Source organism: Nonomuraea sp. NPDC050394 (assembly GCF_044459065.1).
In the GTDB taxonomy this organism is placed as follows: Bacteria; Actinomycetota; Actinomycetes; order Streptosporangiales; family Streptosporangiaceae; genus Nonomuraea.
On sequence record NZ_JBITIO010000003.1, the window covers coordinates 658,657 to 681,318 of the forward strand.

At 71.8% G+C, this 22,662-nt stretch carries 23 protein-coding genes; 7 read left to right on the top strand and 16 right to left on the bottom strand.

Going from position 1 to position 22,662, the window contains the following annotated elements:
* Positions 1–3: 3 nt before the first annotated feature.
* From katG to ACIBKY_RS16090, 7 genes are all read right to left on the bottom strand, one after another.
* A complete protein-coding gene (gene katG, locus ACIBKY_RS16060; protein WP_397097413.1) occupies positions 4–2,223 on the bottom strand; it encodes a catalase/peroxidase HPI in 2,220 nt (739 codons plus the stop codon).
* Between the two features lie 29 nt (positions 2,224–2,252).
* Positions 2,253–2,690, bottom strand: a complete 438-nt coding sequence (locus tag ACIBKY_RS16065) for a Fur family transcriptional regulator (protein ID WP_397097414.1) — start codon at positions 2,688–2,690, stop codon at positions 2,253–2,255.
* Between the two features lie 169 nt (positions 2,691–2,859).
* Complete coding sequence (locus ACIBKY_RS16070) at positions 2,860–3,003, bottom strand: hypothetical protein (protein ID WP_397097415.1); 144 nt, start codon at positions 3,001–3,003, stop codon at positions 2,860–2,862.
* A 182-nt stretch (positions 3,004–3,185) separates the two neighbouring features.
* Positions 3,186–3,776 carry a TIGR00645 family protein gene (locus tag ACIBKY_RS16075; RefSeq protein ID WP_397097416.1) on the bottom strand — a complete coding sequence of 197 codons (591 nt, stop codon included), beginning with the start codon at positions 3,774–3,776 and terminating at the stop codon, positions 3,186–3,188.
* Between the two features lie 28 nt (positions 3,777–3,804).
* The gene (locus ACIBKY_RS16080) at positions 3,805–3,942 is read right to left on the bottom strand and encodes a hypothetical protein (protein WP_184962790.1); all 138 of its coding nucleotides are present in this window, start codon (positions 3,940–3,942) and stop codon (positions 3,805–3,807) included.
* A gap of 69 nt (positions 3,943–4,011) precedes the next feature.
* Positions 4,012–4,218 carry a hypothetical protein gene (locus ACIBKY_RS16085; RefSeq protein ID WP_397097417.1) on the bottom strand — a complete coding sequence of 69 codons (207 nt, stop codon included), beginning with the start codon at positions 4,216–4,218 and terminating at the stop codon, positions 4,012–4,014.
* Positions 4,219–4,458: 240 nt separating this feature from the next.
* Entirely contained in the window at positions 4,459–5,679 is a 1,221-nt protein-coding gene (locus ACIBKY_RS16090; protein WP_397097418.1) for an ABC transporter ATP-binding protein, read from the bottom strand.
* A gap of 111 nt (positions 5,680–5,790) precedes the next feature.
* Here ACIBKY_RS16090 and ACIBKY_RS16095 point away from each other — a divergent pair, with 111 nt between their 5' ends.
* Positions 5,791–6,960 (top strand): LacI family DNA-binding transcriptional regulator, encoded by a 1,170-nt coding sequence (locus ACIBKY_RS16095; RefSeq protein ID WP_397097419.1) that lies wholly within the window; start codon positions 5,791–5,793, stop codon positions 6,958–6,960.
* A 6-nt stretch (positions 6,961–6,966) separates the two neighbouring features.
* Here ACIBKY_RS16095 and ACIBKY_RS16100 read toward each other — a convergent pair whose 3' ends face one another.
* Positions 6,967–7,452 (bottom strand): glutathione peroxidase, encoded by a 486-nt coding sequence (locus ACIBKY_RS16100; protein ID WP_397097420.1) that lies wholly within the window; start codon positions 7,450–7,452, stop codon positions 6,967–6,969.
* Between the two features lie 417 nt (positions 7,453–7,869).
* On the opposite strand from ACIBKY_RS16100, the gene ACIBKY_RS16105 reads away from it, so the two are divergent.
* Entirely contained in the window at positions 7,870–8,373 is a 504-nt protein-coding gene (locus ACIBKY_RS16105; protein WP_397097421.1) for a transglycosylase SLT domain-containing protein, read from the top strand.
* Here ACIBKY_RS16105 and ACIBKY_RS16110 read toward each other — a convergent pair.
* The gene (locus ACIBKY_RS16110) at positions 8,370–9,059 is read right to left on the bottom strand and encodes a TetR/AcrR family transcriptional regulator (RefSeq protein WP_397097422.1); all 690 of its coding nucleotides are present in this window, start codon (positions 9,057–9,059) and stop codon (positions 8,370–8,372) included. The genes ACIBKY_RS16105 and ACIBKY_RS16110 overlap by 4 nt on opposite strands.
* A gap of 85 nt (positions 9,060–9,144) precedes the next feature.
* Here ACIBKY_RS16110 and ACIBKY_RS16115 point away from each other — a divergent pair, with 85 nt between their 5' ends.
* From ACIBKY_RS16115 to ACIBKY_RS16135, 5 genes are all read left to right on the top strand, one after another.
* Complete coding sequence (locus tag ACIBKY_RS16115; protein WP_397097423.1) at positions 9,145–10,263, top strand: ferritin-like domain-containing protein; 1,119 nt, start codon at positions 9,145–9,147, stop codon at positions 10,261–10,263.
* A gap of 44 nt (positions 10,264–10,307) precedes the next feature.
* A complete protein-coding gene (locus ACIBKY_RS16120; protein WP_397097424.1) occupies positions 10,308–10,886 on the top strand; it encodes a TetR/AcrR family transcriptional regulator in 579 nt (192 codons plus the stop codon).
* A 47-nt stretch (positions 10,887–10,933) separates the two neighbouring features.
* Positions 10,934–11,689 carry an SDR family NAD(P)-dependent oxidoreductase gene (locus tag ACIBKY_RS16125; protein ID WP_397097425.1) on the top strand — a complete coding sequence of 252 codons (756 nt, stop codon included), beginning with the start codon at positions 10,934–10,936 and terminating at the stop codon, positions 11,687–11,689.
* A 142-nt stretch (positions 11,690–11,831) separates the two neighbouring features.
* Entirely contained in the window at positions 11,832–13,160 is a 1,329-nt protein-coding gene (locus ACIBKY_RS16130; protein ID WP_397097426.1) for an SWIM zinc finger family protein, read from the top strand.
* Between the two features lie 82 nt (positions 13,161–13,242).
* Positions 13,243–15,792 carry a hypothetical protein gene (locus ACIBKY_RS16135; protein WP_397097427.1) on the top strand — a complete coding sequence of 850 codons (2,550 nt, stop codon included), beginning with the start codon at positions 13,243–13,245 and terminating at the stop codon, positions 15,790–15,792.
* A 37-nt stretch (positions 15,793–15,829) separates the two neighbouring features.
* On the opposite strand, the gene ACIBKY_RS16140 is transcribed toward ACIBKY_RS16135, so the two are convergent.
* From ACIBKY_RS16140 to ACIBKY_RS16170, 7 genes are all read right to left on the bottom strand, one after another.
* Positions 15,830–16,105 (bottom strand): cation:proton antiporter, encoded by a 276-nt coding sequence (locus ACIBKY_RS16140; protein WP_397097428.1) that lies wholly within the window; start codon positions 16,103–16,105, stop codon positions 15,830–15,832.
* Entirely contained in the window at positions 16,102–16,362 is a 261-nt protein-coding gene (locus ACIBKY_RS16145; RefSeq protein WP_397097429.1) for a monovalent cation/H+ antiporter complex subunit F, read from the bottom strand. The genes ACIBKY_RS16140 and ACIBKY_RS16145 overlap by 4 nt, the downstream gene beginning before the upstream one ends.
* Entirely contained in the window at positions 16,359–16,898 is a 540-nt protein-coding gene (locus ACIBKY_RS16150; RefSeq protein ID WP_397097430.1) for a Na+/H+ antiporter subunit E, read from the bottom strand. The genes ACIBKY_RS16145 and ACIBKY_RS16150 overlap by 4 nt, the downstream gene beginning before the upstream one ends.
* Positions 16,895–18,451, bottom strand: coding sequence for a Na+/H+ antiporter subunit D (locus ACIBKY_RS16155; RefSeq protein WP_397097431.1), 1,557 nt, complete (start codon positions 18,449–18,451; stop codon positions 16,895–16,897). Before ACIBKY_RS16155 ends, ACIBKY_RS16150 begins: the two co-directional genes overlap by 4 nt.
* A 1-nt stretch (position 18,452) precedes the next feature.
* Positions 18,453–19,262, bottom strand: coding sequence for a Na(+)/H(+) antiporter subunit C (locus ACIBKY_RS16160; protein ID WP_397097432.1), 810 nt, complete (start codon positions 19,260–19,262; stop codon positions 18,453–18,455).
* A complete protein-coding gene (locus ACIBKY_RS16165) occupies positions 19,259–22,015 on the bottom strand; it encodes a Na+/H+ antiporter subunit A (RefSeq protein ID WP_397097433.1) in 2,757 nt (918 codons plus the stop codon). Before ACIBKY_RS16165 ends, ACIBKY_RS16160 begins: the two co-directional genes overlap by 4 nt.
* Positions 22,016–22,130: 115 nt before the next feature.
* Positions 22,131–22,661 (bottom strand): GNAT family N-acetyltransferase, encoded by a 531-nt coding sequence (locus tag ACIBKY_RS16170; protein ID WP_397097434.1) that lies wholly within the window; start codon positions 22,659–22,661, stop codon positions 22,131–22,133.
* Position 22,662: the final 1 nt, after the last annotated feature.

Here is a 22,662-nt window from a genome sequence, read left to right on the forward strand (position 1 = left end):
TGCTCAGCGCAGGTCGAACCGGTCCAGGTTCATGACCTTGTTCCACGCCGCGACGAAGTCGTTCACGAACTTCTCCTTCGCGTCGTCGCTCGCGTAGACCTCGGCGAGCGCGCGCAGCTCGGAGTTCGAGCCGAACACCAGGTCGGCCCGGGTGCCGGTCCACCTGACCTGGCCCGAGGCGTCGCGGCCCTCGAAGGTGTTGGCGTCCCCGGCGGTGGCCTTCCACGTCGTGCCCAGGTCGAGCAGGTTGACGAAGAAGTCGTTGGTCAGCCTCCCGGGCGTCGTGGTGAGCACGCCCAGCGACGACTGCTGGTGGTTCGCGCCCAGGACGCGCAGGCCGCCGACGAGAACCGTCAGCTCGGGGGCGCTCAGCGTGAGCAGGTTCGCCCGGTCGAGCAGCAGGAACTCGGCGGGCAGGCGGTTGCCCTTGCCGAGGTAGTTGCGGAAGCCGTCCGCGGTGGGCTCGAGCGCGGCGAACGACTCCACGTCCGTCTGCTCCTGCGCGGCGTCCACGCGGCCCGGCGCGAAGGGCACCTCGACGTCGAAACCGGCGTCCCCGGCGGCCTTCTCGACGCCCGCGTTGCCGGCGAGCACGATCAGGTCGGCCAGCGAGACGTGCTTGCCGCCCGCGTTGAACGCCTGCTGGATGCCCTCCAGCGTGCGCAGCACGGTCGCGAGCTGGTCGGGGTCGTTGACCTCCCACCCGCTCTGCGGCTGCAGGCGTACCCGCGCGCCGTTGGCGCCGCCGCGCTTGTCGCTGCCGCGGAAGGACGCCGCGGAAGCCCACGCGGTGGACACGAGCTGCGACACCGACAGACCCGAGTCGAGGACCTGGGCCTTGAGCGCGGCGGCGTCCGCGGCGTCGAGCAGGTCGTGCGTCCGCTCGGGCAGGGGGTCCTGCCAGAGCAGCGTCTCGGCCGGGACCTCCGGGCCGAGGTAGCGCACGATCGGGCCCATGTCGCGGTGGGTCAGCTTGTACCAGGCGCGGGCGAAGGCGTCCGCGAGCTCGTCGGGGTTGTCCAGCCAGCGCCGGGTGATCTGCTCGTAGATCGGGTCGACGCGCAGCGACAGGTCGGTCGTCAGCATCGTCGGGGCGTGGCGCTTCGACGGGTCGTGGGCGTCGGGTACGGTGTCCGCGCCCGCGCCAGCCTTGGGACGCCACTGGTGCGCGCCGGCCGGGCTCTTGAACTGCTCCCACTCGTAGCCGTAGAGGATCTCCAGGAAGCTGTTGTCCCAGGTGATCGGCGTGTTCGTCCAGATGCCCTCAAGGCCGCTGGTGATCGTGTCGGCGCCCTTGCCGGTGCCGAACGTGCTCTTCCAGCCGAGGCCCTGCTCCTCGATCGAGGCGGCCTCGGGGTCGTCGCCGACGTGGTCGGCCGGGCCGGCGCCGTGGGTCTTGCCGAAGGTGTGACCGCCCACGATCAGGGCCGCGGTCTCCTCGTCGTTCATCGCCATGCGGCGGAACGTCTCGCGGATGTCGCGCGCCGCGGCGAGCGGGTCCGGGTTGCCGTTCGGGCCCTCCGGGTTGACGTAGATGAGGCCCATCTGGACCGCGGCGAGCGGGTTCTCCAGCTCACGGTCGCCGGTGTAGCGCTCGTCACCGAGCCAGGTGGACTCGGGGCCCCAGTAGACGTCCTCGTCGGGCTCCCACACGTCCTCGCGGCCGCCGGCGTACCCGAAGGTCTTGAAGCCCATCGACTCCAGGGCGACGTTGCCGGTGAGGATCAGGAGGTCGGCCCACGACAGGTTCTTGCCGTACTTCTTCTTGACCGGCCACAGCAGGCGGCGGGCCTTGTCGAGGTTGCCGTTGTCCGGCCAGCTGTTGAGGGGGGCGAAGCGCTGCTGGCCGGCCCCCGCCCCGCCGCGGCCGTCGCTGATCCGGTACGTGCCCGCGCTGTGCCAGGCCATCCGGATCATGAACGGGCCATAGTGGCCGAAGTCGGCCGGCCACCAGTCCTGCGAGGTGGTGAGCACCTCCAGGATGTCCTGCTTCACGGCCGGGAGGTCGAGGCTCTGGAAGGCCTCGGCATAGTCGAACTCCTCGCCGAGCGGGTTGGCCACGGCGGGGTTCTTGGCGAGGATTCTCACGTTGAGCCGCTCCGGCCACCACTGGCGGTTGCCGCCGCCCTGGGTCGGATGCGCGGCACGCCCGTGCGCGACCGGGCAACCGCCCGCTTCCTCTGTCTTCGCGTCTGTGACGATCGCGTCGTGGTTCTCAGACATGGGAATCCTTCCGGACTATCGGATCATGTTCAGGCACTGCGTGCGGTGGTGCAGGCGGGGCACAGGCCCCAATAGACGACCTCGGCCTCGTCGATCGTGAAGCCGTGGTCGTCGGCGGCTCTCAGGCAGGGCGCGTGGCCGACGGCGCAGTCGACGTCGGCCACGGCACCGCACGAGCGGCACACGACATGGTGGTGGTTGTCCCCGACGCGCCCCTCATACAGGGCGGGGCTGCCGGCCGGCTCGATCCGCCGGACGAGGCGCGCGGCGGTGAGCGCGTGGAGTGCCTCGTACACGGCTTGCAGCGAGATGTGGCCGACGCGCTCACGCACCCTGGAGGCGATCTCCTCGACACCGAGGTGGTCGCCGTTGCGGACGGTCTCGAGCAGCGCGACACGGGCGGCCGTCACCCGGAGGCCGGCCCCACGCAGTTCCTCGGCGGTGGTCGGAGTCACGGGTGCGGTCATGGCGCCAAAGTTACCCGCATAAACACGAACGATACAAGAGAACTAACTATGCAAGCCTGGAAACCTCCTCCCCGCCGACGCGCTCGCCGCCCGGGGCATGGCCGGAAGATCACGGCCAGGGGAGCCGGGTGGGTGCCCGCCGCGGCAAGCGGGCACCCGGTCCGGAGGGTCAGGCGTCGTCGTCGGACACCCGCGAGGCGCCGCCGCAGTCGGTGACCGAGGTGCTGAACAGGACGCCGGGGCCGCCACAGGTGCTCACCGGAAGGGAGACCGGTTCGACGATCTCGTCGTTGAAGATGATGACGTCGCCCACGAGGGCCGTGGGGGCCTGAGCGGGTTCCGCCTCGGCGGGTTCCGCCTCGGCGGGCTCGGCCTGGGTGGGCTCGGCCTGGGTGGATTCCGCCGGGGCGGGTGCGGCCGGGGCCGGTGCGGCCTGGGCCGGTGCGGCCAGCAGTGCGCCGCCGAGCAGTCCGGCGGCCAGGGCGAGCCCGGTTCTCAGGCGGCGATCTGTTTGCGGGGCATCTCGTCGGCGGCCGGGGTCTGGGGATCGGACCGGTGGGCGGGACGGGGTCCGTCCATGATGCGATCGATCACGGCGAGCGCGACCGCCGAGAGGATGAAGGTCAGATGAATGAGTGTTTTCCATAGGAGTTCTCTGTCGGTTATGGCGGGCTTGGCCGCGTTGATGAAGATCTGAAGGAGGTGGATGGAGGAGATGCCGATGATCGCCATGGCCAGCTTGACCTTGAGCACGTTGGCGTTCACGTGGGAGAGCCACTGGGGCTGGTCGGGGTGTCCTTCGATCCGCAGCCGCGAGACGAAGGTCTCGTAGCCACCCACGATCACCATGATCAGCAGGTTCGAGATCATCACGACGTCGACCAGGCCGAGCACGATCAGCATCACCGTGGTCTCGGCGGGCCTGCCGCCGAAGCCGAGTTCGATGAGGTGGAGAAGCTCGGCCATGAAGCGCCAGACGTAGACCACCTGGGCGGCGATGAGCCCGAGGTAGAGCGGGGCCTGGATCCAGCGGCTCAGGAACATGACGTAGCCGAGGCGCCTCAGCGCGCCGCGCGGCTGAGGCACTCGGGCTATGGATAGCAGTGGTTGCATCTCAGGAGGTCAGGACGTACAGATTCAGCCTGTCGACGATGGCCTGCACATTGAGGGTGGCCGGGTCGCTGCTGCCCATGAGGGCGGCGGCGACCGCGAGTGCCGCGGCCGTTCTGGCTACGAGGGCTCGGATGTCCAACGGAACTCCTTCGCGAAGGGGGGATGCCGGAGGGACGGCGCGGCGTGGCTCGCCGCGCCGCCTGTCTGGTCAGGGCTGAAGGCAGTGGACCGCCGGCACTTCGGCGGGTACGCCCGGCGCGGTGGGGTCGACCAGCGCCGTCACGTCGACGGCCGTTTCGGTGAGGCAGCCGAGCACGGCGGCGGGGTCGACCACGGCGTGGGCCGGTGCGGTGGCCAGAAGCAGGCCACCTGCGGCGAGGGCGGAGAGGGCGAGGAGACGAGTCGTGCGGGGCATGAAACCTCCTGTTTCAGGCTGCGAACGATTACCGACAGTAGTGGATCAGTAACGATCGGCTCAAGAGGTTGGGGCGCCCGGTCAGGATCTTCGCACCTTCAGGACAGCGTTTCGCCTGGTAACAGGCCCGAAGGCGGCTCGCCCCTCCGCCCAAACAAAAAGGACCCCCGAAGGGGTCCAGGAAACAACCGATCCCCACCACAGGAGGGGGTTGTGGTGGGGATCGGAGCTCGGAGTGCGTTACTTGCCGATGTTCGCCTCGTGCCCGATCGACAGGCCGGAAGTGGAGTCGAAGAAGTGCAGGTTGTGCGTGTCGATGACCAGGTCGATGCTCTGGCCGGGACGCGCGTGGCTGCGGGCGTTCACGCGGGCGGTCCACAGGGACTTGTCGCCCACGAGCGGCAGCGCTGCCTCGTCGTCGTCGCCGGTGTCCTGGGCGGCGACGGTGTCCTTGTGCTCGACCGGCGGGGCGTCGATCAGGAACAGGACGTTGATCTCGGAGCCGAGCTCCTCGGTGACCTCCGCCTTGACGTGCAGGGTGGCCCAGCCGTTGGCGTGGTTGCCGGCGGAGGCGGCGTCCTCGAAGTCGGAGGGACGGATGCCGAGGATGATCTTCTTGCCGATGTACTGGTCGAGGCCGGGCTTGTCGGAGAAGGTCGACTCGGGGATGGAGAGCTTGATGTCGGCGAAGGAGACGGCAGCGCCGCCGCCGTCGCGGACGAGCTCCGCGGTCACGAAGTTCATGGACGGCGAGCCCATGAAGCCGGCGACGAACAGGTTGACCGGCTTGTCGAACAGGTTCTGCGGGGTGTCGACCTGCTGCAGGAGGCCGTCGCGCAGGACGCAGACCCGGTCGCCGAGCGTCATGGCCTCGACCTGGTCGTGGGTGACGTACACGGTGGTGACGCCGAGGCGCTCGTGCAGGGTGTTCAGCGAGGCGCGCATGGAGACACGGAGCTTGGCGTCCAGGTTGGACAGCGGCTCGTCCATGAGGAAGGCCTGCGGCTCACGCACGATGGCGCGGCCCATGGCGACACGCTGGCGCTGACCACCGGAGAGCGCGGCGGGCTTGCGCTTGAGGTAGGTGTCGAGGCCCAGCATCTTGGCGGCCTCGCCGACACGCTTCTGAATCTCCGCCTTGGGCATCTTGCGGAGCTTCAGGCCGAAGGCGAGGTTCTCCTCGACCGTCATGTGCGGGTAGAGCGCGTAGTTCTGGAAGACCATCGCGATGTCGCGATCCTTCGGCGGGAGGTGGTTGACCACCTTGTCGCCGATGGAGATCTCGCCGCCGCTGATGTCCTCGAGGCCGGCGATCATCCGGAGCGCGGTCGACTTGCCGCAACCGGATGGGCCGACCAGCACCATGAACTCGCCATCCTTGATCTCAAGGTTGAGCCCGTTCACAGCCTTGACGCCACCGGCGTAGATCTTGTCGACGTTGTTTAGGACGATGGAAGCCATGCGCACTCCTGCGTGGATACGTTTTCATGCATCTCACCCGAAACGGACATCCATGTCAAGAGCCTGGGGCAACACTGGAAAGCGCGTCGAAACCATGATGGAATCGTTTCCATGAAGAGGGCGACCATCAAGGATGTGGCCGAGGCGGCGGGCGTCGGCGTCGCGACCGTATCCCGGGTTCTGTCCGGCGGTTCGGCCAGTCCGCAGACCCGCGAGCGCGTGCTGGCCGTGGCCGCGCAGCTCGACTACCGGCCCAGCGCCCTCGGCCGCAACCTGCGCCAGCGGCGTACCGGCGGCATGGGCCTGCTGCTGCCCGACCTGACCGACAGCTTCTACGGCCAGCTGGCCGAGGGCGTGCTCGCCTGCGCCCGCTCGGCCGGGGAGCCGGTGGTGATCGGTTCCACCGCCGACGATCCCGAGCAGGAGGCCGAGCTGATCGGCATGCTGCTGGAGCAGAGCGTCGACCGGCTGATCGCGGTGCCCTGCGGCGACGCCGACACCTGGCGTCCGGCGCTCAAGGCGGGCATGACCGTGGTCTTCGCCGACCGGCTGCCGCCCGAGCCCGACGCGGGCACGACGGCACCCGATCCGGCGGCGGCGGTGGGAGGGGCGGAGCCGGGCGGGGCCGTACCGGAAAGTGAGCTGGAGGGCGCGCTGAGCGGCCTCAGCTCGGCGGCGCTGTCGGAGCTGATGATGCTCGACGGGGTCGGCGCGCTGCCCGGCGCCCGCCCGGCCGCGCCGCGTCCCGCCGCGCGGCCGCTGGACGTGCCCGCCATCCTCACCGACGACCGATCGGGCATCCGTACGGCGGTGCAGTACCTCAGGGGCCTGGGCCACCGCCGCATCGCCTACCTGGGCGGCCCCGGCCGCGAACGCAGGGTGGAGGCGTTCCGCCAGGCCGTGGGCGGCGTGCCGGACGAGGAGCTGATCGTCTTCTCCGACGGCAGCCGCGACTCGGCCTACGCGGCGGCCTCCGGCCTCTTCCAGACGCGCCCCGACCTGACCGCGCTGGTGGCGGGCGGCAACATGCTGGGCGAGGCGGCGGTGCTGGCCGCGCGCGAGCTCGACCTGCGCGTGCCCCGCGACCTGTCGGTGGTCATGTACGACGACGTGCCGTGGGCCGAGTTGTGCTCCCCGCCGCTGACGGTGATCGCCCAGCCGGCCCGCGACATGGGCTACCGGGCGGCCGAGCTGGTGCTGCGCGCCGGCTCCCGCCGCCCGCGCAGCGTGCTGCTGCCGACCGAACTGGTCATCCGCGGCAGCTGCGGCCCCCGTCTGTAGGCGTCCTCAGAGCACGCCTTCGATCGCGCGCACGAGCTCGGGCGAACCGGGCTCGGTGCCGGGGCGGAAGCGGCCGGCGACCGCGCCGTCCCGGGCGACGAGGAACTTCTCGAAGTTCCACTGGATGTCGCCGCCCGCGCCCTCGGCGTCGGCGGTCTTGGTCAGCTCGGCGTAGAGGGGGTGGCGGGTGTCGCCGTTGACGTCGGCCTTCTCCAGGAGCGGGAAGTCGACCCCGTAGGTCGTCGAGCAGAACTCCTGGATCTCCTCCGCCGAACCGGGCTCCTGGCCCATGAACTGGTTGCACGGCACGCCGACGACGGTGAAGCCGCGCGGGCCGTACTCCTGCTGGAGTTTGACCAGCCCGGAGTACTGCGGGGTCAGCCCGCAGCGGGAGGCCACGTTCACTATGAGTAGCGCCTTGTCGCCGGCGAGTTCGGCGAGTGTGGTGGGGACGTCCGCGAGGGTGCGGACGGGGATGTCACGAAGGCTCATGATCCCCACAGTACTCCTCCCCAAATCCGCTCAGACCAGGCAAAACCCCGCCCCCGGCGGTACGGCGGCGCGCCGGGCCCCATCTGGCCATCCCGACACCGCGGGCCCCTTTCCCCAAGCGGGAACCGGATGTTCGAATCCCCCGGTCCAGGAAGCGGCCGGACCGGGGCAACCCGACCCCGCCAGAACGCAAAGTCCTGTCCTCTGCGGGCCCGAGGTCCCTGACCCGCGCCGACCCCGCGCATTAGAAAACGCCTAGGACATGTCGTGGAGCTTCCGGGCCACCCTCAACGGGCGGAACCAGATCCCGGGAAGCCACGCGGACCCTCCTCATCCAAGCCACGGATCGGGGATCGGCAGGTACAAGGCGGTGACGCTGAGTAATCGTTCGCACACGGCCTGACAGCAAGGATCGATTTGGACAGCAAACGCGCTCTGCGCAGCACCCTCGTCACCCTGCTCTCGTTCGCGGGAGCGACCGGCGGGAGTACTGCCGCCGCCTCGGCCGACACCGAGGTGGAGCACCGGGGTATCTGGCGTACCAGTGTGGAGACACCGGACGTCAGGCGAGGGACCTGGAGCACCAAGGCCAGGCCCAAGACCACGCCCAGGCGGCCGGAGGGACGGAACAAGCGGATCGCGCTCGGCCTGGTGGTTCAGCGGGCCTGGTCACTACGCGAGTTCCGGTGCCTCGACAGCCTGTGGACCCGGGAGAGCAACTGGAACCACCGGGCGTACAACCGCTCGTCGGGCGCCTACGGAATCCCGCAGGCACTGCCCGGCGGCAAGATGCGGGGAGCCGGGCACGACTGGCGCTACAACCCGGCCACTCAGATCCGCTGGGGCCTGAAGTACATCAAGGGCAGGTACGGCAGGCCGTGCGGCGCTTGGGGCCACTTCAGGTCGCACAACTGGTACTAGGACAGCCGCTCAGGGGAAGGGGCGGCTGCCCCGGAAAGGGCATCCGGCGCGCCGGGTGCCCTTTTCCTGTGGACGGCGATCGCCTGGATGAGCAGTTCCACACCGAAGTCGAACTCCTCGTCCGGATCGCACGAGTCGAGCAGCGGCGCCAGCGAGGCGACCGTGGGGAACAACTCGGCGTCGACCCGCTCGGCCCGCATCCTGGCGGGCAGCGGCGCGAACGACGGCGTCACCCCGACCTCGCGCAGCAGCGAGCCCACGATGTAGGCGATGAACATGCGCAGCACCTTCACCGCCTCCGGCCCGTCGAACCCGGCGCTGCGCAGCGTGGCCAGCGCCCGCTCCACCGGCAGCAGCCCCGCGTTGGAGTGGAGTTGCCGGCTGACGACCAGCATGGTCGAGCGCGGGTAGTGATGGGCGATCTGGCGGAAGGCGCGCGCCTGGATGCGGACCCGCTCGGTCCACTCGGCGCCGGGGTCGTCGGTGAACTCGATCTCGCTGAGCACCGCCTCGGCCACCTCGGACAGCAGGGCGTCCTTGTTGGGCACGTGGTTGTAGAGCGACATCACGCCCACACCCAGGTCGGCGGCGATCCTGCGCATGGATATCGCGTCGGCGCCCTCGCGCTCGATGAGGCCGATCGCCGCGGTGACGATGCGCTTCTTGGACAGCGGCTCGGAGGGCATGGCTCATTCTAGTTTCATTGACGCACCCCGAGACTCCATGCGAGCCTGCAGACATACGTACGGTGTACGTCCCCCTGGAGGCGGCATGTCGACGCACGATCTCTACACGATCCCCGCGGAGCTCTCCACCTGGAACGTGGAGATGGCCGGTTCGAGCAGATTCACCTGGGAGTACGACGACGGCCGCGACCGCATGCTCGCCCTGTACCAGAAGGGCAAGGACAAGCAGTGGGACTCCGCCAAGCGCATCGACTGGGACCTTGAAGTCGACCCGTACAACGTGCTCGGCATCCCCGACCAGACCATCGCCATCTACGGCACGCCGCTCTGGGACCGGATGGACGACAAGACGCGTCAGGACGTCCGGCTGCACAGCGCCGCCTGGCAGTTCTCCCAGTTTCTGCACGGTGAGCAGGGCGCCATGATCTGCTCGGCGAAGATCGTGGAGTCGGTGCCCGACCTCGACTCGAAGTTCTACGCCGCCACCCAGACCATGGACGAGGCCCGCCACGCCGAGACCTACGCCCGTTTCCTCCAGGAGAAGGTCGGCCTGGCCTACCCGATCAACGAGCACCTCAAGGCGCTGCTCGACAGCACGCTCAGCGACTCCCGCTGGGACATGCCCTACCTCGGCATGCAGGTGCTCATCGAGGGCCTGGCCCTGGCCGCGTTCGGCGTCATGCGGGACATCACCACCAAGCCGCTGCCCAAGCAGATCCTCGCGTACGTCATGCAGGACGAGGCCCGCCACGTCGCCTTCGGCCGGATGGCGCTGCGCGACTACTACCAGAACCTGACCGAGGCCGAGCGCAACGAGCGCGAGGACTTCGTCATCGAGGGCTGCTACCTCATGCGCGACCGGCTGCGCGGCAGGGAGACCTGGGAGACGATCGGCCTGTCGAAGGCGGACGTCGAGGAGGCCATGCTGGCCGTCGACCAGTCCGAGTACCTGCGGCTGTTCCGGTCGCTGCTGTTCAGCCGGATCGTGCCGTGCGTCAAGGACATCGGCCTGTGGAGCCCGCGCCTGCGGCAGGCCTACGCCGACATGGGCGTCCTGGACATGGCCGGGCAGTCACTGGACACGCTGATGCGGCAGGACGAGGAGATCGCCGACAAGCTCGACGAGGCCCGCTTCGCCGAGGAGGAGGCGGAACGCCACGCCGAGGTCGCCGAGACCGTCGCCCTGGGCGGCGAGCAGCCCTAGTGCCATATTTGACCGGTCGTTCTTGAATGAGCTAGATTCCGGGCATGGCAAGGACGAAGGAGTTCGACCCGGATCTCGCGCTGCACAGGGCCATGGAGCTCTTCTGGCGCAAGGGCTACGAGGCCACCTCCATGGCCGATCTGGTCGAGCATCTGGGCGTGGCGCGGGCCAGCATCTACGCGACGTTCGGCGGCAAGCGCGAGCTCTACCTCCAGGCCTACGAGCGCTACCTGGAGAACGGGGTCGACTTCGCCGGGCGGCTGGGCGGGGCCGGTCCGGTGCTGCCGGCCGTACGGGAGCTGGTGCGGCAGTACGCCGAGGAGGCCGCGCACGACGCGCAGCGGCGCGGCTGCCTGGTCGTCAACACCGCGGTCGAGCTCGCGCCGCACGACACCGAGATCGCCCGGCGCGTCCGCGTGAACTGGGACTTCGTGGAGGACAACCTGGCCGCCGCGCTCTCCGTGGCGCGCGAGCGGGGCGAACTGGCCGAGGGCAAGGATCCGCGGGCGATCGCGCGCCTGCTTCTCGTCGTGCTCCAGGGCCTGCGGGTGATCGGCAAGGCCTCCGACGACGCCGCGCGGGTGCGCGACGCCGCCGAGCAGGCACTGTCGCTGCTCGACTGATGCCCTTTTTCAAGACTGATCGTTCTTAAATATCGAGGAGTTGTGTCATGCGTTTCAGCGACAAGGTCGTTCTGGTCACGGGTGGCGGCAGCGGGGTCGGGCGGGCCACCGCGCGGGCGTTCGCGCGGGAGGGCGCGTCCGTGATGGTGGCGGGGCGCAACGCCGGCGCGCTGAAGGAGACCGTCGAACTCATCGCCGCCGACGGCGGCGAGGCCGCGGCCGTGGCCGCCGACGTGACGCGCGAGGACGACGTCGCCGCGATGGTGGCCGAGACCGTGCGCAGGTACGGCGGGCTGCACATCGCCCACAACAACGCCGGCGTCCTCAGCGCACTCGGCCCCGTCGCCGACCTCGACGCCGGGACCTGGCGCCACGTCCTGGACGTCAACCTGACCGGCGTCTTCCTGTCGATGAAGCACGAGATCGCCCACATGCGCCTGCACGGCGGCGGCGCGATCGTCAACACCTCCTCCAACATCGGCGCGCACGGCCGCCGCCCCGGCTTCGCCGCCTACGCCACCTCCAAGGGCGCGGTGAGCCTGCTGACCAGGTCCGCGGCCCGCGACCACATCGCCGACGGCATCCGCGTCAACGCCGTCAGCCCCGGGGCCAACGAGGGCCCGATGTCGTCACTGCCGGGCGAGAGCCACGAGGAGCGCGCCGCCCGCTACGCCTCGCTGATCCCGCTCGGCCGCATCGGCACACTCGACGAGGTGAGCGCGGCGGTGCTCTGGCTGGCCTCGGACGAAGCCGGCTTCGCCGTCGGCCACGATCTGGTGATCGACGGCGGCGTCACCGCCTGACCCCTGACGGTCGCGCGGACACCTCCGGAACCCCGCACCCGCAGGCGCGCGGCAGTCGCGCGGGCACAGCGAAGGCGCCGCGCGGACGGAGCCGGAATTGGCGTCGGCGTTTTTGTCGGAGCCGATCTCTAACTTCACCGCCATGACTGCCGTTCAGGCGTACTCCTACGCCGCTCCCTCCTTCCTCGACGGCTCCCGGCTGGGCCTGTCCACCTCCGGCGGACGGGCGCTGTCCGGCCCGCTGCCCCGCCCGCGCTTCTTCAGCGGGCTGGTCACCGAAGCCGCTCCCGCCGCCGCCGGGCTGCTGGCCCTGTCGGACGTGGCGATGACCCGCTACCACCAGCCGCGTCCCGGCTGGACCCGCGACCCGGTGGTGACCTGCGACGGACAGCGGCTGCGGATGGAGTCGTTCTCCGCGTGCGGCGGCGTCTACGCCCGGCTCGACCTGGCCGCGCTCGACGGCGACATCCTCGACCGCGGCACCACCAACGTCGACGTCAACGGCCCGCTGCGCGAGGCGCTGGCCCGCGTCGGCGGCAAGGACCCGCTCCACCTGGGCGTGGGCGCCGACGAGATGGCCGTCACCACCCTCGACGGCGCGGTCGTGGAGAAGAAGGTCCCGCTGCCGCCGCGCTGGCTGCGCGGCTTCGCCGAGGTCCAGGTCATCGCCGCCGGATTCGACCTGCGCGCGGAGCTGACCGGCCCGCACGCGGTGCGCTTCCTGCGCTCGCTGCCGCGCGCCGCCGGCGCCACCGTCTGGGTCTCCCCCGCCGGACGCGACCTGCGCGTCCACACCGGGGCCCGGCCCGGCGCCGTCTGCCTGGCGGGCGCGGGCCGCGTCGCGACGCTCCTGCCCCTGCTGCGCTTCGCCAAGGCCCTGCGCGTGTACGGCCCGCCCGCCGGATCCGGCTCCACCGCGAGCGTATGGGAGCTGGAGCTGCCCGGAATGCGCTACACGCTGGCCATCTCCCCCGCTCCTTCGCGCGGTTTCTCCGGCGAGGGCGCGGTACTCGACCACCTGTCCACCGACGAGGCGGCGGGTGACGCCGACGTGCTGGCCCCGCTGCTCGCCTTCGAGCCGGCCATCGAGGTCGGCGCGCTGGCCGACGCCTCCGGTCTGGCGCCGGCCCGGGTACGGGCGGCGCTGACCCAGCTCGGCACGGCGGGCCGGGTCGGCTACGACCTCCACGAGAGCGCCCACTTCCACCGGGAGCTCCCCTACGACCGCGACCAGGTCGCCGAGCTCAACCCGCGGCTGACCGCCGCCCGCGCGCTGGTGTCCTCCGGCGCGGTGCGGGTGTCGGGCGAGCGGGCCGAGGTGACCACGCCGGGCGGCGTCAGGGTCGTCGGGCTGGCCGAAGGCTCGTGCACGTGCGAGTGGTGGTTCGACCACCGGGGTTCACGCGGGCCGTGCAAACACGTGCTCGCCGCCAGGATCGCCGCCCGCGTGGCCGTCGGGGTGAACGCGTGAGCGGGCGGGCGCGGGAGAGCCGTCGGGGTGAACGCGTGAGCGGGCGGGCGTGGGAGAGCCGCGCGGGCGTCAAGGTGGTCGCGTGAACGGCCGGGCGTGGGAGGCCGTGCGCAAGGGGATCACCCGGGCGGACGCCGGTGAGGTCGCCGAGCGGGTCCTGGAGCTGGACGAGGCCGGGCGGCGTGAGGTCGCCCGCGAACTGCCCGGCCACATCGCCCCGGCCAGGACGGCGCAGCGGCGGCTGGCCGAACGGCGGCGCACCTGGGACTGGCAGCTGACCCAGGAGTGGATCGAGCCCATGCGGGTGGCGGGAGCGGGCACGATCGGCGGGGCCGCGGCGGTCGCGAGCTGGCTCTACCGGCGCGAGTTCGCGCGATGGTCACCGGCCTCCGACATGGAGCCGCTGCTGAAGGTCATCGCGGCCCGCCCGGCCGCGTGGCAGGCCGACCTGGCCGTACGGCTGGCGCTGCGGCTGCGCGGCTCGCGCGCCCAGGCCGACGACGACAGCGCGGCCCTGGCGCTGGAGCTGCTGCGCAGGACCGGGACCGTGCCGCCCGACCACGAACCGCTCGTGGCCGCCTGGGTCGCCCTGCCGCCCAGGCTGCCTGACGATCCGCTGGCGGCGCACCTGCTGCCGCGGATGTTCGAGGCGGAGGGGGTGGGCCGGGCCCTGCGCGAGGACCGGATCGAACCACCACGGTGGGAGTGGGAGCCACAGCACTCCTGGCTGCGCACGCTGCGCGACCTGGCCGCCTCCGGCGTCCTCGACCGCGAGATGCTCGCCGACGGCTGCGTGCGCCGGTTCCTGCGCGGTGGCAACGCCGCCGACCTGCGCTTCTTCGTCCGCCTGCACGAGCTGCTCGACCCCGCCCCGAACCCCGGCCGCGCCCGCGACTACCTGCGGCTGCTGCCCGCCGCGCCGGGGCCGATCGCCGAAGCGGCGCTCAAGCAGTTGCGCGGCTCACTCGACGGCGACGACGCCGGTGAGGCGGTGTCCGCGCTGCTGTTCCGGCCCGAGAGCAAGCTGGTGCGGGCCGGGCTGACCTGGCTGGACCGTCTGGCCCGCGAGAGCGACGGCGACCTCGACCACCTGGCGCCCGCGCTGGCGTCGGCGTTCCTGTGCGAGTCCTACCCGGTCCAGGAACGGACGGTACGACTGGCCGTACGGCACGCGGGGCGTTTCACTCCCGTCGGCGCCGAGGCGGTGCGCGAGGCGGCGACGGTGCTGCCGGCGGACCTGCTCGGCCGGCTGTCCGAGGCGTATGGCCACGTCGAGCCGGAGGCCGGCCTGGACGACGGGTTCCAGGCGGTCGCGCTGCCGGAGGTCGAGCGGCCGGTCCATGAGCCGGATCCGTTCGAGCAGTGGCTCGACGGGTTCGTCCGCGACGCGCCGGCGGCGGCCGGGCGGCGCCCTCCGCCGGCCGCCGTGCGCGGGGCGCTGATGGCCGTGCTGAACCGGCCCCTGTCCCGGAGCCGTCTCGACGCCGAGCGCACCTGGGGCAGCGTGGAGCTGTGGGTCGAGGCGCTGATGCGCGAGGCCGCCCATCCGGGTGAGAGCACGGGGCAGCCGAGGGAGCGCCTGCCGAAGCGGCGCTCGGTCGCCGCGCCGTACCGGATGACGCTGGAGCGTTGCGCCGAGGTCCTGGCGGGGCTGCGGGCCGGGACGCTGCCGCCGTACCTGCTGGCGCCGCCCACGACGGCGGCGGGGCAGGTCGGGGCCGCCGAGCTGGTCACCCGGCTGGAGGGTTACGAGCGGGCCGGCGCGGTGGCGCTGCCCGCCGACCTGCAGCAGGCGTTGCTGAGGCTGCCGCGCGCGGTCCCGGCTGAGGTGGCCGAGCGTGCCGGGCGGCTGACGTCCGAGGCGGGCCGCACGCTGGCGCGCTGGCTGGCCGACCGGCCCGAGCCGCGCCCGCGGGTGCTGTGGCGCGAGCAGCGTCCGAGGGTCGTCGCGCATCTGGAGCCGACCGGGCTCGATCTGGTCGACGCGCTGCTCGGCGGCGCGTTCTCCGCCCGCCTCGGCGAGTCGATGGAGGACTGGCACCGGGTGCTGCCCTCGGACCGGGAGGCGCTGGCCGTGCACCTGCTGCCGTTCGCGAGCGCGAGCTGGGAGCGGCCGGCGCACTTCTCCGACCACGTGTCCGCCCTGCTCCATCAGGAGGGCCCGGGCGGTGAGGCCGTCGGGGCGCTACTGGCGGCGCTGCTCGGCGAGCGCGGCTGGTACATGCCGGCGGAGCTGGCCGAGCGGCTGCTGCTGGAGGCCGCGGCCACCGGCGGCCTGCCGGGTGAGCGCTGCGGTCACCAGCTCGGCCTGGCGCTGCGGGCGGGCGCGATCAGGGCGGCCGACATCCGTTCGTCCCTGGAGTCCTGCGCCAGGCAGGGCGCGCACCGCGAGGTCTGGGAGATCATGACCGGCCTGCTCACGTCCTACCTGCCCGCGGCCGACGAGCGGAGCACCGCCACCCACACCCGGATGCTCGTCTTCGCCCTGGACGTCGCCCGCTGGGCCGGGGCCGCGGGCACGGTGCCGGTCGTGGCGCACCTCGCCGACCGGCCCCGCTCCAACGCCCTGGTCCGCGCGGCCCGCGTCCTGGACGACCACCTCACCGCGCGGGAGGCCCGCCAGGCCTCCTGACGCGGGCGCCGCCAGGCCTCCTGACGCGGGTGCGTGGTCAGCCGGACAGGTACGCGGCGCGGCCGACCACGTAGGTGGCCACGGCCACGGTGATGATCTGCGCGCAGCCCACGATGAGCAGCGGTCCGCCCGTGGCCGCCGTGGGCTCGCGCAGCCACATGCCGGCCAGGATGAGCAGGATGCCGGGCACCTGGGGCTTGCTGCCGGCGTGCATGCGGGCCAGCGTGCCGGGGAAGCGGACCAGTCCGATCCCGGCCACGAAGGTCAGCGCCGCGCCGAGCAGCAGGCAGGTTCCGGCGAGGATGTCGGTCATCGGCCGCTCCTGGCGAAGAACCTGGCCAGGCAGACCGACCCGACGAAGCCCAGCAGCGACAGGACGAGCAGGATCGGCATCGCCGAGTATTCGCGGTAGATGGCGGCGCCGGTGCCGACGGCGCACATGGCCACGGCCGTCAGCACGTCGAAGGCGACCGCGCGGTCCAGCATCGAGGGGCCGCGGGCCAGCCGGTAGACGGTCATCGCCGCCGCGCAGCCGAGCAGGATCACCACCGCGGCGTAGACCATGCTCATCGGAGTTCCTCCCTGTCGGCCCTGGTGCCGAAGACGGCGATCACCCGGCTTTCGAGCCGGGTGACCTCCTCCTGGACCGAGCCGGTGTCCGTGACGCCGAGCACGTGCACGACCAGTTCCTTCCTTCCGGTGTAGGCCTCGACGACGAGGCTGCCGGGCAGCGACGACAGCGCCACGATGATCAGCGTGGTCATCGGCTCCGACGAGGTGCGCAGCGTCGCGGTGGCCAGGTGGACCGGCGGGTCGCAGGCCCCCGGCCGCAGCGCCCACCAGGCGACGCGCACGCTGGAGACGACCATGTCCAGCGCGTAGCGGGGCAAGAAGGCCAGCAGCGCCACGGGCCTGAGCCGGATGCCGGGGTCGAGCAACGGCAGCGGCAGCATCCAGGAGATGACCGCCCCGGCCAGCAGTCCGCCCAGGACGTTGCCGACGCTGAGCTCGCCCCACAGCAGCACCCAGACGAGCGTCAGCCAGATCACCAGCGGCAGCGGCACGTGCCGCCCGAACACCCGCGGCGCGAACAGTCGCGTCCTCATCGGCCGCTCCCCGACACGGCCTCCAGGTACGGCTGCCGCGCCATCAGCTCACCGGCGGCCCGCCCGGCCAGCGCCGACAGCGGCCCGGCCAGAACCGTGTATGACAGGGCCAGCACGACCAGCGCCGCCGTGGCCGCCACCATGGGCCAGGGCGGCAGCACGGTGGTGCGGATCGCGTCCTCCTCCGACGACTCCTCGCTGTCCAGCACGGTCTCCTCCGCTCCGTACGCGGCCGGCGGGCTGCGCCAGAACGCCTTGCCCCAGGTCTTGGCCACCGCGTACAGGGTCAGCAGGCTGGTCACGAGGCTGCCGGCGACCAGGGTGAGCGCCAGCGGCCCGCCGTCGGCCAGCCCCGCCTGGACCAGCAGAAGTTTCCCCAAAAATCCGGACATGGGGGGTATCCCGGACAGGTTCATGGCCGGGATGAAGAAGAGCACGGCGATCAGCGGGGCCAGCCGCATCAGCCCGCCGAGCCGGTCCACGGACGTGGTGCCGGTACGCCGCTCGATCAGTCCGGTCACCAGGAACAGGCTGGTCTGGACGGTGATGTGGTGCACGACGTACATGACGGCGCCGGCCATGCCGGCGATCGACGACAACGCGACGCCGTACACCATGTAGCCGATGTGACTGACCAGGGTGAAGGAGAGCATGCGTTTGATGTCGGTCTGGGCTACGGCGCCCGCGACGCCGATCAGCATGGTCAGCAGGGCGGCCCACATGAGGATCGTGGACACGGGCCCGCCGGGGAACAGCAGGGCTTCCAGCCGGATGATCGAGTAGATGCCGACCTTGGTGAGCAGACCGGCGAAGACGGCGGTGGCGGGGGCCGGGGCGGTGGGGTAGGAGTCGGGCAGCCAGGCGGACATGGGGAAGACCGCCGCCTTGATCGCGAAGACCAGCAGCAGCGTGAGCTCGACCAGGAGCTTGAGGTGCTGGGGCAGGCCGGCGAAGCGCTCGGCGAGCTGGGCCATCGACAGGGTGCCCGTGCTGGCGTAGGTGATCGCGAGCGCGATCAGGAAGAGCATGGAGGAGGCCAGCCCCATGACCGTGTACGTGGCGCCGGCCCGGATGCGCGGCAGGGTCCCGCCGAAGGTGAGCAGCACGTACGAGCCGCCCAGCAGCATCTCGAAGGCGACGAACAGGTTGAACAGGTCACCGGACAGAAACGCGTCCGCCACCCCCGCGACCATGATCAGGTACGCCGGGTGGAAGATCGCCATCGGCGCCAGGTGCTCCTGGTCGGCGTAGGCGTTGGCCAGCGAGTACAGCATGACGCAGAACGTCACCGCCGACGACACCACCAGCATGAGCGTGGACAGGCGGTCGGCGACCAGGCAGATGCCGGTCGGCGCGGGCCAGCCTCCGACGCACGCGACCAGCGGGCCGCCGCGGTCGGCCGCCACGAGCAGGATCAGCGAGATCACGACCATCGCGCCCAGCGTCGCCAGGCTGATCAGCGCGTGCAGCCGGCGCAGCCGCCCGCCGATGGCCAGCTTCAGCGCCGCGGCCAGCAGGGGCAGCAGGACCGGCGCCGGGATCAGCGCCTGCATGTCAGTCCTCCCCTTCCAGCTCGGGATCCTGGGCGAGCGCCTGCCTGCGCAGGTCCTCGCGGATCGCCGCCCGCAGCTTCCTGCGCGCCTCGCGCTGCCGGGTACGCAGCTTGCGCCGCAGTGCCTGCTCGGCGGCGTCCTGCTCACGCTGCCGGCGGGCGAAGTCCGCGCGCAGCTCGCGTACCCGGTCGTCCTTGCCGCGGGCCTGGGCCTCCTCCTGCAGCCTCGCCTCCTCGAAGCGGCGCAGCAGTTCCTCCGAGGACAGCCCGTCGTTCTTGTGCGCCTCCATCCAGCGGCCGAGGTCCACGTTGATCTCCAGGATCCGCGACTCCAGCTCGGCGGCCGCGCGGCGCTCGCGCTCGATCCGCTCGGTGTCCAGGCGGGCCAGTTCGGCGCGCTGGTCGGCGACGAGCCGTTCGTAGGACTTCTCCCTGTCGCGCAGTCCCCGGCTCAGCTCGCCCGCGGTGGCCCTGATGCGGACCCGGCGGTCCTCGGTGTCGTCCTGCACCGCGTCGTCGCCGGTCAGCTGCCAGGAACGGTGCGCCATGGCCAGGAGGAAGGCGGTCACGCCCAGCGTGATCACGATCGAGGTCAGGACCATCGCCTGCGGCAGCGGGTCGGCCATCCCCTCGGTGCCGGCGAACGGCGGGCGCCCCGCCGGCCCGCCCGCGGTGACGATCAGCAGGTTGACGCCGTTCGACAGGACGATGACGCCGACCAGGATCCTGACCAGGCTCCGTTCCAGCAGCAGCGTGACACCCGCGGCGATGAGCACCGCGGACAGCGCGAACGGCACCAGCGGCAGGCTCACGAGCCCTCCATCTGCCGGTCCAGCTCGGCCCCCAGGCTGCGCAGGACGTCACCGACCATGCCGACCACCGACAGGTAGATGCCGAAGTCGAACAGCAGCACCGTCGACAGGTGCAGGGTCCCGACCAGCGGGAGCGTCACGTCGGCCGCGAGCATCCGCAGCGCGTCGCCGCCCGCGCCCCACCCGATCAGCGCGCAGCACACCGAGAGCGTCAGCCCCACCCCGATCAGCACGCCCGCGTTGACCGGCAGAGCCCTGGCCAGCTCGTAGCGCCCGCCCGCCAGGTAGCGCACCGCCACCGCGAGCCCGGCCACGATGCCGCCCGCGAACCCGCCGCCGACCCGGCCGTGCCCGGTGAGCAGCAGGAACACCGACAACAGCAGCATCGTGTGGAAGGTCAGCCTGGCCACGATCTCGAAGATGACCGAGCGCTGGCCGGCCGGCAGCGTGGCCGACAACCAGTGCGTGCGGCCGTCCGGGAGCGGCGCCGCGTCCTCGCGTTCGAGGCTGAAGGTACGGCGGCGCAGGAAGACCAGGCTCGTCACGCCGAGCGTGAGCACGATGATCACCGAGCTCTCGCCCAGCGTGTCCCAGGCGCGGATGTCCACCAGGAGCGCGCTGACGATGTTCGCCGCCCCCGCCCGCTCGGCCGCCGCGGCCAGCTGCGTCCCGACCGGAACGGCGGTGCGCTCGTGCAGCGCCACCATCCCGGCCCCCGCGGCCACGACCCCGGTGACCAGGCCCAGGCCCAGCCGCAGCCCGAACGGCACCCGGGCCGAATCGCGCTCCGGGCTGACCGGCAGCCGCCGGAGCACCAGCGCGAACATCACCAGGCTGAGCGTCTCGGCGAGGAACTGGGTGAGCGCCAGGTCGGGCGAGCCGTGGACCAGGAACAGCAGGGCGGCGCCGTAGCCGGTGACGCCGGCCATCAGCGCGAGCAGGATGTGGCCGCGCACGAACAGCAGGGCGGCGGCTCCGGCCACCAGGACCGCGCCGATGACCGGCTGCTCTGGCCGGTCCCAGGCGGTGACGTCCAGGTCGAGGACGGGGGCGCCGCCGTACAGGAAGGAGAAGCAGCCGGTGGCGGCCATGACGGCCAGGGCGAGCGTGAGGTAGCCGGGCAGCGAGCCGCGCTGGAGGAGACCGGTGAGGATGGTGGCGTTGCGGTCCACGCCGCGCATGAACGCCCAGTAGAGCCGGGCGGCGTCGAGCACGTGGAGGGAGGCGCCGAGCCTGGCCACGGGTTCCCTGATCAGGAAGAGGGCGATGCCGAGGGCGAGGGCGACGGCCGACAGGGCGAGCGGGGTCATGGCGCCGGACCACAGGGCCAGGTGGACCTCGGGGCCGTGGTCGGGGTAGGTGGCGGTGTAGGGGGTCATGGCGGCGCCGTACCGGGCGGCGGCGAAGGCGGTGGCGAGGCCGAGGACCGACAGCAGCGCGGGCGGGGTGAACATCGGCGCCGGCGTGGGCCGCACCGGCGTGGACGGCAGGCCGGGCTTGGCGGCGAAGGCGCCCCAGAGGAAGCGGGCGGTGTAGGCGACGGTCAGCACCGAGCCGAGCACGACGCCGGCCAGGACGAGCGGGTCGTGCAGCAGGGACTCGAAGGCCGCCTCCTTGCCGGCGAAGCCCAGCAGCGGCGGCAGCCCCGCCATCGACGCCGCCGCCAGGACGGAGGCGGCGCACACCCACGGCATCGTGGTGCGCAGCCCGCTCAGCACGGTCAGGTCGCGGGTACCGGTGGCATGGTCGACGATCCCGACGACCAGGAACAGCGCCGCCTTGAACAGGGCGTGCGCCAGCAGCATGGCCACGCCCGCGAGCGCCGCCGCGCCCGTGCCCGCCCCGAACAGCACGGTGAGGAAGCCGAGCTGGCTGACGGTGCCGTAGGCGAGCAGGCGTTTCAGGTCGGTCTCGCGCAGCGCCCGCCAGCCGGCCATCAGCATGGTCGCCAGGCCCAGCGGCACCGCGACCAGCCGCCACACCGCCACGTCCCCGAACGCCGGCCCGAGCCGGGCCAGCAGGTAGATGCCCGCCTTCACCATCGCGGCCGCGTGCAGGTACGCCGAGACCGGCGTGGGGGCGGCCATCGCGCCGGGCAGCCACAGGCTGAACGGGAAGATCGCCGACTTGGCCAGCGCGCCGGCCAGCACCAGGACCAGCGCCGCCACGACCATGCCGCCCTGGGGCGGATCGGCCACGATCCGCGAGATCCGGTAGGTGCCGGCCGCCTGGCCGATGATGACCAGCCCGGCCAGCATCGCCAGCCCGCCGAGCGTGGTGACGGTGAGCGCCTGCATGGCGGCGACCCGGCCGGCCCGGCTCTCGGGGTCGTAGCCGATCAGCAGGTAGGAGAAGACGGTGGTCAGTTCCCAGAAGACGTACAGCAGGAGCAGGTCGTCGGCGACCACCAGCCCGAGCATGGCTCCCGCGAACGCCACCAGGAATCCGGCGAAGCGCCCGAGCCCCTGGGCGTCACGACCGAAGTAGCGCGAGCAGTACCACAGGACCAGCGCCCCGATCCCGGTCACCAGCGTCACCATGAGCGCCGACAGCTCGTCGACCCGGAAGGCCAGTTCCAGCCCGAGCTGCGGCGCCCACGCGCGCGTGTGCTCGTACGGCACCCATCCCGCGACGAACACCAGGGCGATCGCCGGGACCGCCGCCAGCACCGTGAAGGCACCCCTGCCCATCACCCGCACGAGCACCGGCGCGCACATCGCCGCCACGGCGTGCAGGATCAGCAGCGGCTCCATGCGCTCCTCACGGGCTACGGCGGTCCGGCGGGATCGTGGGCCGGTCGCGTCCCACTGTGCCCCGCATGATCACGCACGCCCGCCGCGCGACGCGCCGCCTTGACCGATTCCCTGCCTAATCGGGGCGGCGGCGACAGTGCCGGTGGCCGTCGTACGGATACGGCGCCTCGGCCGGGAGGATCTCCTCGAACAGGAAGCCCGTCTTCTCCGCCACCCTGCAGGAGGCGAGGTTGTCGACCTGGTGGAGCAGCTCCAGCAACGCCAGGTCGGGATAGGTGGCGAACGCCCACGCGGTCAGCGACTCCACGGCCCGCGGCGCCACTCCCCTGCCGCGCGCGGGCGCCGCCGTCCAGTAGCCGACCTCGGCGGTGTCACCCTGCGGGTCGGCGCGCTTCATGACCACGTTGCCCAGGAGCGCGTCCTTCCCCTCCTCCCGTACGGCGAAGCTCAACCGCTCCCCGCTCTCCCAGCCTCGGTGCTGAAGGTCCAGCCAGCGCCGCCCGTCGTCGTCGGTCACGATGGGTTGAAGCGTCCACTTGCGCAGCTCGGGATCCCGGTACGCGCTCACCAGCGGGGCCAGGTCGTCGTCTCGCCAAGGACGGAGGAAAAGGACGGGGGACGCTTCAGCGTTCACGATGACGGTCACG

What these genes read in the sequence shown, in the direction of transcription:
- katG (WP_397097413.1), bottom strand. Translation starts at nt 2,223, where the DNA reads ATGTCTGAGAACCACGACGCGATCGTCACAGACGCGAAGACAGAGGAA.
- ACIBKY_RS16065 (WP_397097414.1), bottom strand. Translation starts at nt 2,690, where the DNA reads ATGACCGCACCCGTGACTCCGACCACCGCCGAGGAACTGCGTGGGGCC.
- ACIBKY_RS16085 (WP_397097417.1), bottom strand. Translation starts at nt 4,218, where the DNA reads ATGCCCCGCACGACTCGTCTCCTCGCCCTCTCCGCCCTCGCCGCAGGT.
- ACIBKY_RS16090 (WP_397097418.1), bottom strand. Translation starts at nt 5,679, where the DNA reads ATGGCTTCCATCGTCCTAAACAACGTCGACAAGATCTACGCCGGTGGC.
- ACIBKY_RS16095 (WP_397097419.1), top strand. Translation starts at nt 5,791, where the DNA reads ATGAAGAGGGCGACCATCAAGGATGTGGCCGAGGCGGCGGGCGTCGGC.
- ACIBKY_RS16100 (WP_397097420.1), bottom strand. Translation starts at nt 7,452, where the DNA reads ATGAGCCTTCGTGACATCCCCGTCCGCACCCTCGCGGACGTCCCCACC.
- ACIBKY_RS16110 (WP_397097422.1), bottom strand. Translation starts at nt 9,059, where the DNA reads ATGCCCTCCGAGCCGCTGTCCAAGAAGCGCATCGTCACCGCGGCGATC.
- ACIBKY_RS16115 (WP_397097423.1), top strand. Translation starts at nt 9,145, where the DNA reads ATGTCGACGCACGATCTCTACACGATCCCCGCGGAGCTCTCCACCTGG.
- ACIBKY_RS16120 (WP_397097424.1), top strand. Translation starts at nt 10,308, where the DNA reads ATGGCAAGGACGAAGGAGTTCGACCCGGATCTCGCGCTGCACAGGGCC.
- ACIBKY_RS16125 (WP_397097425.1), top strand. Translation starts at nt 10,934, where the DNA reads ATGCGTTTCAGCGACAAGGTCGTTCTGGTCACGGGTGGCGGCAGCGGG.
- ACIBKY_RS16130 (WP_397097426.1), top strand. Translation starts at nt 11,832, where the DNA reads ATGACTGCCGTTCAGGCGTACTCCTACGCCGCTCCCTCCTTCCTCGAC.
- ACIBKY_RS16140 (WP_397097428.1), bottom strand. Translation starts at nt 16,105, where the DNA reads ATGACCGACATCCTCGCCGGAACCTGCCTGCTGCTCGGCGCGGCGCTG.
- ACIBKY_RS16145 (WP_397097429.1), bottom strand. Translation starts at nt 16,362, where the DNA reads ATGAGCATGGTCTACGCCGCGGTGGTGATCCTGCTCGGCTGCGCGGCG.
- ACIBKY_RS16150 (WP_397097430.1), bottom strand. Translation starts at nt 16,898, where the DNA reads ATGAGGACGCGACTGTTCGCGCCGCGGGTGTTCGGGCGGCACGTGCCG.
- ACIBKY_RS16155 (WP_397097431.1), bottom strand. Translation starts at nt 18,451, where the DNA reads ATGCAGGCGCTGATCCCGGCGCCGGTCCTGCTGCCCCTGCTGGCCGCG.
- ACIBKY_RS16165 (WP_397097433.1), bottom strand. Translation starts at nt 22,015, where the DNA reads ATGGAGCCGCTGCTGATCCTGCACGCCGTGGCGGCGATGTGCGCGCCG.